This window comes from Pararhodobacter marinus, from assembly GCF_003122215.1.
Taxonomy (GTDB): domain Bacteria; phylum Pseudomonadota; class Alphaproteobacteria; order Rhodobacterales; family Rhodobacteraceae; genus Pararhodobacter; species Pararhodobacter marinus.
Map to the genome: position 1 here is coordinate 22,848 of NZ_QEYD01000004.1, position 13,297 is coordinate 36,144.

A 13,297-nucleotide genomic window follows, 5' to 3' on the forward strand; every position below is an offset into this window, starting at 1 on the left:
TTGAGTCCTGAAAACGATTCCAGTATTCCGGAATCATGGAAACGAATGACGCTGCCCACGCTCTCTCGACCCTCGGTCACCCCGGACGCCTCGCGGTTTTCCGGCTGCTCATGCGCTTCGCCCCGCGCGGCGTGCGCCCGACGGAAATCGCCGAGGCTCTCGATCTGAAGGCGAACACGCTGTCGCATCACCTCTCCGATCTTGCCGCCGCGGGGCTCGTCCGCGCCGAAAGGCAGGGGCGCAACCTGTTCTACGCCGTCGCCATGGACCGCACCGAAGCGCTGGTCGGTTACCTGGCGCTCGATCTCGGGCGCGGCCGGCCGCAGCTTTTGTCCCCGCTGCACTCGGCCGACCAACCTGCCGAGAATGCCTCGGACCGCGTCTTCACCGTGCTTTTCCTGTGCACCGGAAATTCCGCCCGCTCGCTGATGGCCGAAGCGATCCTGCGCGATCTCGGGCAGGGCCGGTTCCGCGCCTTGTCCGCCGGCACGACCCCCCGCGCCGAACCCCATCCGATGACGCTGACCCTGCTCCGGCGCAACGATCACGACGTGACGGGCCTGCGCGCGAAGCCGGTCAGCGAACTCCGCCAGCAGGGCGCGCCCGCGCTGGATTTCGTCTTCACCGTCTGCGATTCCGCCGCGTCCGAGGATTGCCCGCCCTGGCCCGGCCAGCCGATCTCGGCTCATTGGGGCCTGCCTGATCCCGCCCGCGCCGAAGGCACCGAGGCCGAGCGCGCGCTGGCCTTCGCCCGCACCTATGCCGCCCTGCACCGCCGGATTACCGCCTTCACCGCGCTGCCGCTTGCCACGCTCGACCGGCTGGCGCTGCAGGACGGTGTCGATCGTCTCTCTCTTTTGACCTGAAGGAAACGCCATGCCCCGCATCGCTTTGAACGGCCTCGGCCGGATCGGTAAACTCGTCCTGCGCGATCTCGTCGACAGCGGTATCGCGGGCGATATCGTCCTGCTCAACGACCCGGCCGGCGATGCCGAACAGCACGCGCTGCTCCTGGAATTCGACAGCGTGCATGGCCGCTGGCCCCGCGCCATCACGGCCGGCGACGGCAGCCTCGGCATCGGTGGCACCCGGATGCGCCTGACCGCCCATCGCCGGATCGAGGACCTGCCGCTTGCCGAAATGGGCGTCGATCTGGTCATCGATTGCACCGGCGTGTTCAAGACCGGCGCCAAGCTGCAGCCCTATCTCGACGCGGGGGTGAAGAAAGTCGTGGTCTCGGCCCCCGTGAAGGACGGCGGCGCGCTGAACCTCGTCTACGGGATCAACCACGATCTCTACGACCCCGCGCAGCACACCATCGTCACCGCGGCCTCCTGCACCACCAATTGCCTCGCCCCGGTGGTCAAGGTGATCCACGACGCCCTCGGCATCCGCCACGGCTCGATCACCACGATCCACGACGTGACCAATACCCAGACCATCGTCGACCGCCCGGCCAAGGACATGCGCCGCGCGCGCTCGGCGCTGACCAACCTGATCCCCACCTCCACCGGCTCGGCCACGGCGATCACGCTGATCTACCCTGAACTCGCGGGCAAGCTGAACGGCCACGCCGTCCGGGTGCCGCTGCTCAACGGCTCGCTCACCGATTGCGTCTTCGAAGTCGCGCGCGAAACCACCGCCGACGCGGTCAACGCCCTGTTCAAATCCGCCGCCGAGGGCCCGCTCAAGGGCATTCTCGGCTACGAAACGCGCCACCTCGTCTCGTCCGATTTCACCAACGATCCGCGCTCGTCGATCATCGACGCGCCCTCGACGATGGTGGTGAACGGCACGCAGGTGAAGATCTACGCCTGGTACGATAACGAATGGGGCTATGCCTGCCGGCTGGGCGACATCGCCCGCATGGTCGCCGCCGCGCTCTGATCTTCACTTTGTCTCAAATACTCTCGGGGGTCCGGGGGCAGACAGCCCCCGGTTCCGCCCCCGCCGCCCGGAGCGCCGCCATGCCTGTTGCCCGTCCCCTCCGCGCCTATGCCGCCGTCACCGCCGCCTACTGGGCCTTCATGCTGACCGACGGCGCGCTCAGGATGCTGGTCCTGTTGCAGTTCAACGCGCTGGGTTTCTCGCCGGTGCAGCTGGCCTGGCTCTTCCTGCTCTACGAGATCGCGGGCATCGTCACCAATCTCTACGCGGGGTTCCTCGCGGCCCGCTTCGGCCTCGCCGCGACGCTCTATGCCGGGCTCGGTCTGCAGATCGCCGCCCTGCTGGCGCTGACGCAGCTCGATCCGGGCTGGTCCGTCGCCGCCTCGGTGGTCTTCGTGATGGCGGTGCAGGGCGTGTCGGGCGTGGCCAAGGATCTGGCGAAGATGTCGTCGAAATCCGCCGTCAAGCTCCTGGCGCCCGAAGCCGGGCTGTTCCGCTGGGTGGCCGCGTTGACGGGATCGAAGAACGCGGTCAAGGGCGCGGGCTTCTTCCTTGGCGCGGCGCTGCTGGCGCTGGCGGGCTTTGCCGTCTCGCTCTGGGTCATGGCGGTCGTCCTCGGGCTGATCCTTCTGGCGGTGGCGCTGTTCCTGCCGCCGGGCCTGCCCGCCAGGGACAAGAGCGCGCGATTCGCCGGCTGGCGGTCGTCCGATCCGCGCGTGAACCGGTTGTCACTGGCGCGGATGTTCCTGTTCGGCGCCCGCGACGTGTGGTTCGTGGTCGGCATCCCGGTCTATTTCCACGCGGTCCTGTCGGATGGCACCGACGAGGGGCGGCGCACGGCGTTCTTCATCGTCGGCGGTTTCATGGCGATCTGGATCATCGGCTACGGCGCCGTGCAGGCGCTGGCGCCGCGTCTCCTGCGCGGGGGGGACAGCACGACCAAGGCGATCCGCTGGGCCGGTTTCCTGGTGCCGATCCCGCTGGCCCTGGCGCTGGCCGCGTGGCTTTCGGGCGGGCCGCAGGACTGGCTGACCGTGACGCTGATCGCCGGGCTGTTGCTGTTCGGCTTCGCCTTCGCGGTCAATTCCTCGGTCCATTCCTACCTGATCCTCGCTTTCGGACAGGCCGACCGGATCACCCGCGACGTGGGCTTCTATTACATGTCGAACGCGGCGGGTCGCCTGTTGGGCACGCTTCTGTCCGGCGTCAGCTATCAGCTGGGCGGCGTCGCGCTGTGTCTGGCCGTGGCCGGGGCGATGGCGGCTCTGGCGTGGCTGGCGACATTGCGGCTGCGGGCCTAGAACGCTCGATCATTTCCAGCTCGCGCCCGCGCGCCCCCGCGATCAGCTCGGGGATCAGCGCGGTTTCGGGCATGTTCTTCCAGTATTTCTTGGGCATTTCCGACAGCATCGCCTTGGTCATCAGCCGCGCCGGGTTGAAGATCGAGCGGTAATAGGTCTGCCACACGGCCTCGACCGGGTCGTCCGAGGGGGCATCGCCCTTTGAAGCGGCTGGCCCTTCGGACAGCGATTCGCCATCCCAGTGCAGGCAGCCCAGCGGCGTCAGGATCGACCAGCGCATGGTGGCGAAGCGACCGGTGAAGAAACCGGCATTGGCGCGCAGGATGTGGTGCTCGGGTTCGAACCACGCGACATAGCGCGGGCCGTCATCGTCCTGCATCTGCCGGAACCGCACGAAGGCGCGCATCTTGTGGATGTCGCGGCGCACTTGGCGTTCCAGCATGGTCACCCGGCGCAGAGCCGGATCGGCGCGATCGCCCATCAGTCCGGGCTGGCGCAGGACGCGCAGGAGAAGGGCGTAGAGCATCGCCCAGCGTTGCGGCTCGTTGTGCAAGAGCGCGCGATTGGCGAGCGCCATGAAGGATTTCGGCACGCTCAGCGCACCGCCCGCAGGGAATGATGGCGTCGCCTCGCCGAACAGGTCGGCGGAAGCGTCGCCCACCTGCCACAGCACCTGATCCGCAGGCACCCCGGCACAGGCCAGCCCGCGCGCGGCCTCGCGCCAGCCGTCGAGATCGTCCTCGCGCGCCAGGCGGACGACATGCATCAGAACAGCTCCAGTTGCACGGATTTGGGTTTGACCAGTGCCGACAGATCCTCGCGGTCGGCCAGCGCAACGGGGCGCCAGTCGGCCGCGATCAGGAACGGCCTGAGCTTGATGATCGACGTGGTCATGCGCCCCACATCCGCCAGCGTCAGGCTGCGGTGACGGCGTGCGGCAAGGATGTTCTTCACCGCCCGCGTGCCCAGCCCCGGCACCCGCAGCAGCATCTCGCGCGGGGCGCGGTTCACATCGACCGGAAAGGCATCGCGGAATTTCAGCGCCCAGGCGAGTTTCGGATCGATATCGAGGGGCAACATCCCGTTATCGTTGGCTGCCGCCTGCACCTCGGCCGGGGCAAAGCCATAGAACCGCATCAGCCAGTCGGACTGATAGAGCCGGTGCTCGCGCATGAGCGGCGGGCGCTTCAGCGGCAGCACGGCCGAGGCATCGGGGATCGGGCTGAAGGCCGAGTAATAGACCCGCTTGAGCGCAAAGCGCTGGTACAGCCCCGAGGCCCGCCCGACGATATCGCGGTCAGTGGCGGCGTCCGCACCGACGATCATCTGCGTCGATTGCCCCGAGGGCGCGAAGCGCGGCGCATGGCGGTAGCGTTTGCGCGCGTCCTTGCCGTCCAGGATGGCGGTTTTCATCCCGTCCATCGCGCCTTCGATCCGGGGTTCGGATTTCTCGGGCGCCAGCCGTGTCAGCCCCTCGCGCGTGGGCAGTTCGATATTGATCGACACGCGGTCGGCATGGACACCCGCCGCATGGATCAGCGCGGGATCGGCGTCGGGGATGGTCTTCAGGTGGATATAGCCCCGGAAATGGTGATCCTGCCGCAGGCTGCGCGCGACCTCGACGATCTGTTCCATCGTGTAATCGGGCGACTGGATGATCCCCGAGGACAGGAACAGCCCCTCGATATAGTTGCGGCGATAGAAATCCAGCGTCAGCTCGACGACTTCTTTCGCCGTGAACCGCGCCCGCCGCGTGTTCGAGGATTTGCGGTTGATGCAGTAATGACAGTCGAAGATGCAGGCATTGGTCAGCAGGATCTTCAGCAGCGAAATGCAGCGTCCGTCGGGCGTATAGGCGTGGCAGATGCCGCTGCCCGTGGTCGAGCCGATCCCCTTGCCCCCTTTCGAATCGCGCTTCTGCGCCCCGGACGAGGCGCAGGAAGCATCGTATTTCGCGGCATCGGCCAGGATGCCGAGCTTTCCGGCCAGATCGAGTCGGGACATGAGGCTGCTCAACGGGTTGTTTTGATGTGAACATACCATGAACAGAGGGGCGAGTCATGGCAACATTCGCGTGAGCGCGGCGCTTGACCTGAGGTCGCGTCCACCGCAGCCTGCCACGGCAGAGGGAGAGCCGGCATGACGAGACAGGACGACTCGCGGCTATACGCGGAACGGGGCGGTACGGGCAAGCGGCTGGTGGTCCTGTTGCATGGTCTGGGCGCGACCGGCGCGGTCTGGCATCGCGTCACGCCGCTGATCGAGGCGCATGGCTGCCGCTGGATCGCGCCGGATCTGCGCGGGCACGGGGCCTCGCATCCGGGGGGCGCTTTCGGCATCGGCAATCACGCGGCCGATATCGCGGACCTGCTGGCGGACGAGGATCCGGCGACAACGCTGATTCTGGGCCATTCCTTCGGGGGCGCCGTGGGGGCGCTGATGGCGGGCGGGCTGTTCGGGCCGCTGCCCGCGCGGCTGGTCACGCTGGGAACCAAGCTGGACTGGACGCCGGAAGAGATCGCCAATGCCCATGCGCTGGCCCGAAAGCCCGCGCGGATCTTCGAAACCCAGGCCGAAGCCCGCGAGCGCTTCGCGAAGGTCTCGGGGCTCTGGGGGCTGGTGTCGCCCGATGCGCCGGAAATGGCGCGCGGCGTGGTCGCCGAGGGGGCGGGTTACCGGCTGGCCATGGATTCGCGCGTCTTTGTCGTGGCGGGGGCCGCCATCGACGCAATCTTCGCCGCGGTGCAGGCGCCGATGCGGGTGGCGGCGGGGGCCGAAGATCCGATGGTCAGCCTGGCCGCCATGCAGCGCCACGACGCCGGTGCCGTCCAGCTGCCGGGACAACCGCACAATGCCCATGTCACCGCGCCCGACGCGGTGGTGTCGCTGCTTTTCGACTGACCGGGCGGCGCTTCAGGCCAGGGGCGCTTCAGGCCCGGGCGGCGGCGATCGCGGCTTCCAGCGCCGGGCGCTCCATCGCGCCGCCGAACTGCTCGGCGCCGATCACGAAAGACGGCGTGCCGATGAAGCCGAACGCCTCGGCCTGGGCGGCATTGCGCGCCAGCAACGGGTCCCAGCGCGCGCGATCCGCATCATACGCGGCCATCGCATCGTCCGCCGGAACGATGCCCGAGACGATATCGGCGATCACGTCGAAGCCCAGCTCGCCCCGCGTGTCCATCAGCGCATGGTTGACCTCGGCATAATGCCCCAGCGACGCGGCCCCAAGGGCCAGCTGCGCGGCATAGACCGAGGCCACGCCGAAGACAGGCCAGTCCTTCAGTACCAGCCGGATATTGCCGTCCTGCTGAACCAGATCAGTGATGACGGGATGCATCGCTTTGCAGAACCCGCATTGGTAATCGAAATACTCGACCAGCGTGACGTCGCCATCGGGATTGCCCAGCACCGGCGCGTCGGGATCGAAGCGGATCAGGTCCGCCGTTTCCTGCGCGAACAGCGCGCGCGGCGTGGCCATGCCAAGCACGCCCAGAGCCGAAGCCTGCGCAAGAAAGGCGCGGCGATGCGGATTGCGAAGGGGCATGAGCGTCTCCTGTCCGGTCCTGCCCTGAATAATCGCCTGCAACAGCGCAGGATCAAGGGCGCTGCGAGGTCGCGGCACCCGGTTCGGCGAAGATCAGCGTGGAAAGTGGAGAGAGAAGAATGGTGCCGCTGAAGGGACTCGAACCCCCGACCCCATCATTACGAATGACGTGCTCTACCAGCTGAGCTACAGCGGCACTCTTCTCGGTCCGGCCCGGAACGGGCCGTCGCGGGCATCGTCTAAACGATTGCCGGGCGGTGTCAATCGGAAGCCTGAGGCTTCCCGGCCCGGCGCCGCGAACGGGCTGCTCTTAGCACCGGGCCCGGGGCGTATCCAGCCCCTTTTTTCGGCCCGGCGCGTTCCCATGCGGGCTTACAGACCCATCCGCCGGGTCTGTGCCAGATCGATGACCTTCGGATCTTCGCTGTCCGCGCCGGGATCGGCGGATTGCGTGTTCCCGGCCTTGGGATCCTGCGGCTTTTCCCCGGCGATGTCCGCGTCCTCGGTCGTCGCGTCGGGGGCCTCGGTCGCGGGTTCCTCCATCTCGGGCGCGGGCGCCTCGGGCTCGGGATCGATGGTTTCCGCTTCGGCGGCTTCGGCCTCGGCCGGGGGCAGGGCGCCGACGATCAGCGGCAGCATCTCGGTCCCGGTTGCGCTGGGCCCCGACGTGTCGGCGGTTTCCTTCCACGACAGCGTGTCGAAGGCGCCGCAATGGCCGCAGATCGCCTGCCACGACGCATGTTCATGCGCGCAGTTGTCGCAGACCCATTGCGGGCCCTTCGGTGCGATCAGCGCGCGGGCCAGCCAGCCGCGCACCACCGCATCGGGCGAGCCCTCTCCGCGTTCGATGGCGGCCATGATGGTCATCACGCGCTGCGTCGGATGCGTTTCGTGCAGGGTGCCGATGGCGCGGCGGGCGCCGGGGAAATCCTCGGCCGCGATGAGAAGCTCGGCGCGGGTCATCTGCGCTTCGGGCCCCGGAACCGTCGACAGCAGCCACTCGAACCGGGTGGCGCGCTGGGCGGCGGTCTCATCGGGCGCAATGGCGGCATAGGCCTGCGCCAGTTCGGGATGCGGCTGCGCCTTCCACGCGCGGCGGATCACCTTCGACGCCGGGTTGGGCTTGCCGCGATTGGCCAGCGCGCGGGCGGCGGCGGCGGCGGCGGGGATAAGTTCGGGCGATTCCTTGTTCGCCTCGATCGCCAGGTCCTGTGCCACCTGCGTGTTGCCCTTGGCCTCTTCTGCGGCGGCCTGCTGCAGGGTCAGCACCGCGTCGCGGCGTTTGAAGACCGGCTTGGGCAGCCGTCCCGTGCGCGAGGTTTCCAGCAGCGTCTTGCGCGCGCCGGGCCAGTCGCCCGCCTGATTTTGCAGCGCCAGCAGGCGATCCTGCGTCGGCGCGTGACCGGGACGGAGGCTGAGCGCGGTCTCGGCAAGCTTGCGCGCCTTGGTGTCGTTGCCGGCCTCGATCTGCTGCGCCATCAACCCCTGCACCCCGACAAAGCGCGCGCGGTCATCGTCCAGAAGGCGCTTGTAATACTGCTCGGCCATCTGGGTGTTGCCCTTGGCCTGAGCCGCCTGTGCGATCAACAGGTTGGTGAGCGTCTGCTCTTCCATCAGGCTTTCGGCGCGGCGGCCCTTGTTCAGCGCCCGGTCGCCATCCCCCGACGCCAGCGCGAGGAACCCGTCGGTCAGCGCGTTCAGGCCCCGCTTGCGGCGGTTGCGTTCGAAATAGCGGCTGATCGCGGTATCGTCGCCATTGATGAAACGCAGCGTGGCGATCAGCAGGCCCACCAGCTTCATCAGCACCCAGAGCAGCGCCACCAGCAGGATCGCCGCGATGGCCATCTGCACCGGGCCCAGCGTGAACTCGGTATTGGCGATGGCGATGCGCAGCCCGGCTTCCTGGTTGGTGAGCGCCTCGACGCCCAGAACCAGCCCCGCAACGATGGCGAGGAACAGAACGATCTTCAACACGGTCCAGAACATCGTCGGTTACTCCTCGTCACGATCGAGTTGCGCGCGGACATCGTCCAGCGCCTGCAGCGCGGCCAGCCGGGTCTCGGCCCTGGCGCGCCACTGTGCCATTTCCGCTGCGGGCTCGTCCGTCAGCGCGTCCAGTTCGCTCAGCGTTGCCGCGAGATCGCCCTGCCGCAGGGCGGCTTCGGCGCGCGACAGCACGGCATCGACATCGTCACCTTCGCGCGGCGCGAGCGAGCGCGCGCCGGTCTGGGCGCGGAAGAATTCGCTCACCCGCTCGCCCAGCGTGGCGTTTTCGGGGATCGGCTGCGCCGCGAGCGCGTCGCGCGCCGCGACCGAGAATTCGTCCTGCAGCGTGGCAAGCGGCGCAATCCCGTCGGCCATCGCGGTCAGCGGGTCGGGGACGGCGTCGGGCATCGAGTCCTGCAGCCGCGCCAGTGCGTCGGGTGCGGGCTCGCCCGATTCGCTGGCCGCGGTCAGCTCGGCCAGGGCGGCGCGCGCGGAGATCCGGGCCTGCCGTGCCTCGACATCCTCGGCCTGCGCCTCGACGCTGTCGGCGCGCTGTTGCAGCGCGGCCTCGGCATCGGCGGTGGCGGCGGCCACCGCGCTGTCGATGCGGCTTTCGATGCCCGAGTCCAGCTCGGCCAGTTGCGAGGTCAGCGCACCGATGGCGGTGTTCAGCCGCTCTTCGATGACGCCGCCCTGCTGCTGTTCCAGCGCTGTCACGCGGTCTTGCAGCGGCGCGAGGTCGGGCGCGGCGGTCTGACTGCTTTCCAGCGCGGCGATACGGTCTTCGAGTGGCTGCAGATCCGATTCCGTGAGCCCGCCCGAGCGCGCTTCGAGCGCGCGCACGCGCTCGGCCAGTTCGGGATCCGCCGCGCCGCCCTGCCAGCCATTGGGCAGGAAGAACAGCACCACCAGCGCGCCCAGAGCGGCGGCGAAGAAGCCACCCAGCACCATCGGCATCGCGCCGCCGCCGCCCGAGGTTGGGGCCGGGGCCGCCGGCGGCGTGGTCGGGCTGACGGTGCGCCCGTCGCGACGGGGCTCGGCTGTGGTATCGGCGGTTGCGGTACGCTCGGGGGCGGACCCGGGGGCGGAGGTGTCCGAAACGGACCTTTCCGCGGCCGACGCAGCCACCGCTCGCAGGTCCGTTCCCGGTTTGCGCGGGTCGCCACCCGGCGCAGGCGTCCCGGCGGCAAGCCGCGCGGGCGCCGCGCTGTCGGCCGTATCGGTCAGGGCGGGATCGGCGGTGCTGACGGGCGGTTCGCTGCCGGTGGGCGCGGAGGGGGAGTCGTCCACTGCTGCGACCAGATCAGGCGTTTCGGAGGGCGGCGCCTCGGGCGTCGGAGCCAGTTCGGCCTCGGAGGGCGAACCAGCCGCTTCCGTCTTGCCGCGGGCCTTCGACTTGCCGGTGCCCTTGGCCGTCGCGGCGGGCTTTTCCTGCGCGGGATCCGCAGGCGATGCGTCGGGGGTATCCCTGTCGGGGGTGTCCGTTTTGTCGATGGCCTCCGCCTTGCCCCCTGGGGTCTCCGCCTTGGGTCGGCTGCGCGTGTTACGGGCCATCGATACCTCCAGTCACGTTCGCGGCGCCGGAACCGGGCGCCTGTCTGAGTCTTAGCCTGCCCCCCTCGGGGTCTCAAGCCGCCGGGGCATCCTGCGACATCGCTTCCGCCAAAGCGCCGATCACTGCATCGCCATTCGGCCCCGATGCGATGATTGCGCGGGCACGAAGCGGCTGGGGCAGGGCATCGGCGCAGGCGTCGCTGATTGCCACGGGCACAAGTCCGGACAGAGAGACAACACCCGGCTGCCGTGCAAGTTCCGTCGCGGCGCGTGCGGAATAGAGCGGGGCGTAAACGCGTCCGGCGCGCGACAGCCGGTCGGACAGGTCCGCCGGGATGGGACAGGCGCGGGATTCGTATACCGCGACGCCGTGGATCGTCAGCTCCGGCAGGGCGGCCACGATGTCGCGCGACCAATGCACGCCATGGGCATAGACGAGCGGGCCTTCGGGGCGTTCGGCGCGCAGGACGTCGATCAGCTCGCCCGCTTCGCGCCCGGCGGCGATGGCATCCAGCCCGGCCTCGCGCGCGGCGGCGGCGGTCTTGCGCCATACGCACCATGTTTTCAGAGCACCGAGCGCGGGCAGGCCCGGCACCGCGTTGGCCGAGGTCAGGATCAGCCCTTTTGCGCCGTCGAACACCGCCGGGTCGTACTTCGCCGGCACGATCCGGAAGAGGGGCGCGATGACCGCTTGGTGCGGCGGGCAGCGCAGCCGGGCCGCTTGCGCCGAGGCCTCGCTTTCGCGCTGCGGGCGGGTCCAGAGGATGATGGGCTCCATGAGCGGGTCTCGCGGCATTGTCTGCGGTCTGTGCCGATGCTACCCCCCTGTAGACGCCAGACGCAACCGGACCGACATGACCCGCACGCTGACAATCCTTGGCATTGAATCGAGCTGCGACGATACCGGCGCCGCGCTGGTCCGGGCCACCGACGGCGCGGCGCCCGAGATCCTGGCCAATATCGTCGCCAGCCAGACCGAGCTGCACGCCGCGTTCGGCGGCGTGGTCCCCGAAATCGCCGCGCGCGCCCATGCCGAGAAGCTGGACCTGGTCATCGAACAGGCCCTGGGTCAGGCGCGGCTCACCCTGCGCGATCTCGACGCCATCGCGGTTACCGCCGGGCCGGGCCTGATCGGCGGCGTGTTGTCGGGCGTCATGACCGCCAAGGGCCTCTGCGCCGCCACGGGTCTGCCCTTGGTGGGCGTCAACCATCTGGCCGGCCATGCGCTGACACCCCGGCTGACGGACGGCCTGGAATTCCCCTATCTCATCTTGCTGGTCTCGGGCGGGCATTGCCAGTTCCTGCGCGTCGACGGGCCGGAAAGCTTCTCGCGCCTTGGCGGGACCATCGACGACGCGCCGGGCGAGGCTTTCGACAAATGCGCGAAGCTTCTGGGCCTGCCGCAACCGGGTGGGCCCGCGGTCGAGACCGAGGCCAGGCAGGGCGATCCCGCGCGGTTTGCCTTTCCGCGCCCGCTCCTGGACCGGCCGGGTTGCGATCTCAGCTTCTCGGGGCTGAAAACCGCGTTGATGCGCGCCCGCGATGCGGTCGTCGCCGAAAAGGGCGGGCTGACGCGTCAGGACCGCGCCGATCTCTGCGCCGGGTTCCAGGCGGCGATTGCCGATGTGCTGGCCGAGAAAGCGCGCCGCGCGCTGTCGCAATGCCCCGGCATCACCGCCTTCGCGGTGGCGGGGGGCGTGGCCGCCAATACCGTTCTGCGCCAGCGTCTGACGGCGGTGGCGGGCGATCTGCCCTTCGTGGCGCCGCCCTTGGCCTTGTGCACCGATAACGCCGCGATGATCGCCTGGGCCGGGCTGGAACGCCTGCGGCTCGGCGCGCGCGACGACATGACCCTGAGCGCCCGGCCCCGCTGGCCGCTTGACACTGCCGCCGCTCCGCTTATCGGCTCGGGCAAACGCGGCGCGAAAGCCTGAGGAGAGACACGATGCCCCTGTTTGCCCTGATCTGCACCGACAAGGCCGAATGCGAAGACCTGCGCAAATCCACGCGCGAGGCGCATCTGGCCTATCTCAACGCCACCGGCACCACCGTCATGGCCGGGCCGTTTCTGGAAGACGGGCACATGACCGGCTCGCTCGTGGTGATCGAAGTGGCCGACCGCGCCGCCGCCGAGGACTGGGCCGCGAACGATCCCTATGCGCAGGCGGGCCTGTTCGCCAAGGTGCGGATCGAGGAATGGAAAAAGGTGATCGGCTGATGGCCCACTGGCTGATGAAATCCGAGCCCAACAAGTTCTCGTGGGACCAGCTTGTCGCCAAGGGCGAGGCCGGCGAGGAATGGGACGGTGTGCGCAATTACCTTGCCCGCAACAACATGCGGGCGATGGCGCTGGGCGACACGGTGTTCTTTTACCATTCGAATATCGGGCTGGAAGTCGTGGGCATCGCCGAGGTCTGCGCGCTGTCGCATCCCGACAGCACGACCGACGATCCGCGCTGGGATTGCGTCGATATCCGCGCGGTCAAGCCGCTGCCGCGCCCCGTCAGCCTGAAAGAGATCAAGGCCACGCCCGAATTGTCCGAGATGTCGCTGGTGACGTCGATGCGGCTGTCGGTGCAGCCGGTGACGGACGAGGAGTGGAAGATCGTCTGCAAGATGGGCGGCCTTTGATGGCGCCCATCGCGTTTCAGCGCGCGGTGCCGGTCTTCCGGATCTTCGACATTCCCAAGGCGCATGAATTCTACCTGGATTTCCTGGGCTTCGGGATCGACTGGGAGCATCGCTACGGTGACGATTTCCCGCTCTATTGTCAGGTCTCGCGCGGCGATCTGGTGCTGCATCTGACCGAACATTCGGGCGACGCGACGCCGGGCAGCACCGCCTGTATCGTCATGACGGGCATCCGCGACCTGCACGCGCAACTGAGCGCGAAGCGCTACAGGTTCAACCGCCCGGGGCTTGAAGATGCCGGCGGGCGGCTGGAATGCACCGTCATCGACCCGTTCGGGAACCGGCTGCGCTTCATGGAAGTCACGGGCTGAAAACGCTTTCCCGTCCCGCATCC

14 protein-coding genes and 1 tRNA gene are annotated in these 13,297 nt (G+C 68.6%); 8 read left to right on the plus strand and 7 right to left on the minus strand.

From position 1 onward, the window contains the following. Nucleotides 1-35: 35 nt before the first annotated feature. The 3 genes from C4N9_RS06985 to arsJ all read left to right on the plus strand — a co-directional run bounded on the left by C4N9_RS06985 (nucleotide 36) and on the right by arsJ (nucleotide 3,188). Nucleotides 36-866 carry a metalloregulator ArsR/SmtB family transcription factor gene (locus C4N9_RS06985; protein ID WP_109532604.1) on the plus strand — a complete coding sequence of 277 codons (831 nt, stop codon included), beginning with the start codon at nucleotides 36-38 and terminating at the stop codon, nucleotides 864-866. Between the two features lie 10 nt (nucleotides 867-876). Then, entirely contained in the window at nucleotides 877-1,887 is a 1,011-nt protein-coding gene (locus C4N9_RS06990) for an ArsJ-associated glyceraldehyde-3-phosphate dehydrogenase (RefSeq protein ID WP_109532605.1), read from the plus strand. A gap of 80 nt (nucleotides 1,888-1,967) precedes the next feature. Further along, nucleotides 1,968-3,188, plus strand: coding sequence for an organoarsenical effux MFS transporter ArsJ (gene arsJ, locus C4N9_RS06995; RefSeq protein WP_109532606.1), 1,221 nt, complete (start codon nucleotides 1,968-1,970; stop codon nucleotides 3,186-3,188). On the opposite strand, the gene C4N9_RS07000 is transcribed toward arsJ, so the two are convergent. Continuing rightward, entirely contained in the window at nucleotides 3,094-3,954 is an 861-nt protein-coding gene (locus tag C4N9_RS07000; RefSeq protein ID WP_109532607.1) for a TIGR03915 family putative DNA repair protein, read from the minus strand. The genes arsJ and C4N9_RS07000 overlap by 95 nt on opposite strands. Continuing rightward, nucleotides 3,954-5,192: a putative DNA modification/repair radical SAM protein gene (locus tag C4N9_RS07005; RefSeq protein ID WP_109532608.1), complete on the minus strand. Its 1,239-nt coding sequence runs from the start codon at nucleotides 5,190-5,192 to the stop codon at nucleotides 3,954-3,956. Before C4N9_RS07005 ends, C4N9_RS07000 begins: the two co-directional genes overlap by 1 nt. Nucleotides 5,193-5,327: 135 nt before the next feature. On the opposite strand from C4N9_RS07005, the gene C4N9_RS07010 reads away from it, so the two are divergent. Further along, nucleotides 5,328-6,089 carry an alpha/beta fold hydrolase gene (locus tag C4N9_RS07010; protein ID WP_109532609.1) on the plus strand — a complete coding sequence of 254 codons (762 nt, stop codon included), beginning with the start codon at nucleotides 5,328-5,330 and terminating at the stop codon, nucleotides 6,087-6,089. 28 nt (nucleotides 6,090-6,117) lie between these two features. On the opposite strand, the gene C4N9_RS07015 is transcribed toward C4N9_RS07010, so the two are convergent. The 5 genes from C4N9_RS07015 to C4N9_RS07035 all read right to left on the minus strand — a co-directional run bounded on the left by C4N9_RS07015 (nucleotide 6,118) and on the right by C4N9_RS07035 (nucleotide 11,050). After that, the gene (locus C4N9_RS07015) at nucleotides 6,118-6,732 is read right to left on the minus strand and encodes a DsbA family protein (protein WP_109532610.1); all 615 of its coding nucleotides are present in this window, start codon (nucleotides 6,730-6,732) and stop codon (nucleotides 6,118-6,120) included. Nucleotides 6,733-6,852: 120 nt separating this feature from the next. After that, nucleotides 6,853-6,928, minus strand: a tRNA-Thr gene (locus C4N9_RS07020). 176 nt (nucleotides 6,929-7,104) lie between these two features. Beyond that, nucleotides 7,105-8,718 carry a heme biosynthesis protein HemY gene (locus tag C4N9_RS07025; protein ID WP_109532611.1) on the minus strand — a complete coding sequence of 538 codons (1,614 nt, stop codon included), beginning with the start codon at nucleotides 8,716-8,718 and terminating at the stop codon, nucleotides 7,105-7,107. A 6-nt stretch (nucleotides 8,719-8,724) separates the two neighbouring features. Beyond that, entirely contained in the window at nucleotides 8,725-10,272 is a 1,548-nt protein-coding gene (locus C4N9_RS07030; protein ID WP_109532612.1) for a mitofilin family membrane protein, read from the minus strand. Nucleotides 10,273-10,345: 73 nt separating this feature from the next. Further along, nucleotides 10,346-11,050, minus strand: a complete 705-nt coding sequence (locus C4N9_RS07035; protein WP_168192144.1) for a uroporphyrinogen-III synthase — start codon at nucleotides 11,048-11,050, stop codon at nucleotides 10,346-10,348. 76 nt (nucleotides 11,051-11,126) lie between these two features. On the opposite strand from C4N9_RS07035, the gene tsaD reads away from it, so the two are divergent. Genes tsaD through C4N9_RS07055 form a run of 4 tightly spaced genes read left to right on the plus strand, consistent with a single transcriptional unit; the run spans nucleotide 11,127 to nucleotide 13,274 of the window. Then, nucleotides 11,127-12,206, plus strand: a complete 1,080-nt coding sequence (tsaD, locus tag C4N9_RS07040; RefSeq protein WP_109532614.1) for a tRNA (adenosine(37)-N6)-threonylcarbamoyltransferase complex transferase subunit TsaD — start codon at nucleotides 11,127-11,129, stop codon at nucleotides 12,204-12,206. Nucleotides 12,207-12,217: 11 nt separating this feature from the next. Next, the gene (locus C4N9_RS07045) at nucleotides 12,218-12,490 is read left to right on the plus strand and encodes a YciI family protein (RefSeq protein ID WP_109532615.1); all 273 of its coding nucleotides are present in this window, start codon (nucleotides 12,218-12,220) and stop codon (nucleotides 12,488-12,490) included. Further along, nucleotides 12,490-12,903, plus strand: coding sequence for an EVE domain-containing protein (locus C4N9_RS07050; protein ID WP_109532616.1), 414 nt, complete (start codon nucleotides 12,490-12,492; stop codon nucleotides 12,901-12,903). The genes C4N9_RS07045 and C4N9_RS07050 overlap by 1 nt, the downstream gene beginning before the upstream one ends. Further along, nucleotides 12,903-13,274 (plus strand): glyoxalase superfamily protein, encoded by a 372-nt coding sequence (locus C4N9_RS07055; RefSeq protein ID WP_109532617.1) that lies wholly within the window; start codon nucleotides 12,903-12,905, stop codon nucleotides 13,272-13,274. Before C4N9_RS07050 ends, C4N9_RS07055 begins: the two co-directional genes overlap by 1 nt. Nucleotides 13,275-13,297 lie beyond the last annotated feature (23 nt).